We start from the raw sequence: 2162 nt of genomic DNA on the forward strand, positions 1-2162 counted from the left end.
GGTTTGGGCTTGCGGAAGCTCTCGCCCTCGATCACGACGCGATAGGCGCCGTGGCGTAGCCGGTCCAGCGTCGCGGCGCCCAGGATGCGGTTGTCGGGAAACGCGTCGCCCCATTCGCTCAGATCTAAATTTGACGTGACGATCGAAGCCGCTCGCTCGTACCTGGCGGCGATCAGATCGTGGAAGTCTTCGTCGTGGGGCGGGTGCAGCGGTTTGACTGCGAAGTCGTCGATGATGAGCAGCGGCACACGTACGAACTGCTGGAACCTGCGCTCGTACAGGCCTGTGGCGCGAGCCGCGTGCAGCTTCTTGAGCAGATCCGTCTGTGAGATGAACAGCACGTCACGCCCTTGCCGGGCCGCGCAGTGGCCCAATGCCTGCGCCAGGTGTGACTTGCCGACGCCTGTTCCGCCGACCAGCAGGACACAGACCTTCTCGTCGATGTAGCGACCGGTAGCGAGATCGTGGATATAGGCTCGGTTGAGCTTGGGCACCAGATCGAAGTTGAACGTCTCGAGTGTCTTGCCCATCGCGAAGCCGGCACGGGCAACTTCTTCGTGTCGCGTCGCGCGATCTCGTCATGCAGCAGCATCGCGAGGAACTCGGTGTAGGCAAGTTGGCCGTCAATGGCTTCACGGTTTCGCTGTTCGAGCGAGTCGAGGATGCCCGAGAGGCGCAGCTGCTTGAGGATAGTGTTCAGTTCGGGGCTTGGATTCATGGCCGGCTCAATGGATCAGAAGGGATTGAAGGTCGCGGCCGAAGCGGCCGCCGTTCAGGTAGGTATCAGTGGGCGCCGTAGTCGTGGATGGCGCCGCCGCCTCGCTGTCGAGTCCCTTGTCGAGGATCGTCTTGATGGTGCGATACTGGGGACTGGAGAACGCGAGCGCACGCTCGCACGCAGCGTTCAGGCGCGCATCGCCAACCTTCTCGCGCAGGCGCACGATGCCCTGTGCGCCGCGCAGGTTCTCAAGCACCGTGTTGTTGAACATCGCGAGGATGACGGCATGGCAGGCCGGCCCGATATCCTTCGCACGCGCGAGGCACCACTGGGGATCGTGCTCGAGCCAGGCCTGTGCCTCGGGCGGCTGGTGGTCGCGCACGGTGTGCCGGTCCCCCGGCTTGCGTAGCCGTGGATGGGTTGCGACGAGCTCGTGCCGGTGGAACGCCTGCACGACCGTGTCGGTGGCCTTGAGCCACAGCTGCTTGCCGACCAGCGTGAAGGGCACTGAGTACAGCGCCTTCTTGTAGACGACGTGGCCGTCCGTATGCACCTTGACCTCGGACCACACGGCCAGCACTGGCGGCACATCGGGCAGGCGCGTGACAGCCCCCGAACCATTCGAAGGCGCGGCGATGACAGGCCAGCCACGTCTCGACGGTCTGGTCCAGTACGACCTCGGCATACTGATGCCGGGACCAGCACAGGGTCATGACGAAGATCCACGTCTTGAGTGGGATACCGGACTCGTGCGTGAGCACAGGGCCGGCGCCGAAATCAACCTGGGCGGCTTCGGCGGGCGCGAACTCGAGGATCGTCGTCGCCTTGACGACGCGTTCGGCCGCCAGACGGCGCAGCATCCGCTTCACGGCGTCGTAACTGCCGGTATAGCCGTGATTGCGCTGAAGGGCTGCATGGATTGTGGTGCCCTGGACGCCGGCGTCGAGCCACTCTCGAACCTGCTCGCGGTACGGTTCCACCGTGGAGACGCAACTGCGTGGCACCTGTCTTGGAACGCCGCTGAGGACGCTTGCGATCTCGGCGTCTTCCGGCATAGGCTGCGCCGGATCGAGCCAGCCTCGCGACTGGGCTTCCTGCCGTAGGGCTGCAAGCTTGGCTCTGCCCATCAGGCGGCGCCGCGCGATGTCGCGGTCGGAATCACCGCGTCGCATGCGCACAAGGATGTGACGATACTCAAACAACTCGAACCTCCTGTTGGCCATAGGCGCTCCGTTCAAATGAACGGAGCGTACCGACTTGGAAAGTTCGAATTGCGCTTGTGCCCGCTACCGCTGGCTTCTGCACGCCGCCCGCAGGGTGGCTCCTTTGCGCCGCCCATGCAGTGGCTCGATTACGCCGCCCCTGGACTGGCTCTATTGCGCCGCCCATCAGGTGGCCCGATTACGCCGCCCCCGAATTGGCTCTATAACTCCGCCCGCTGACA

General features: G+C 64.3%; 2 pseudogenes. Both read right to left on the minus strand.

Going from position 1 to position 2162, the window contains the following annotated elements:
* Nucleotides 1-718, minus strand: a pseudogene (gene istB, locus BFD71_RS38660) (IS21-like element helper ATPase IstB); the annotation flags it as partial.
* A 7-nt stretch (nt 719-725) separates the two neighbouring features.
* Nucleotides 726-1920, minus strand: a pseudogene (locus BFD71_RS38665) (Mu transposase domain-containing protein).
* Nucleotides 1921-2162: the final 242 nt, after the last annotated feature.

Origin of the sequence: Paraburkholderia nodosa (assembly GCF_001718195.1) — a bacterium.
GTDB lineage: Bacteria > Pseudomonadota > Gammaproteobacteria > Burkholderiales > Burkholderiaceae > Paraburkholderia > Paraburkholderia nodosa_A.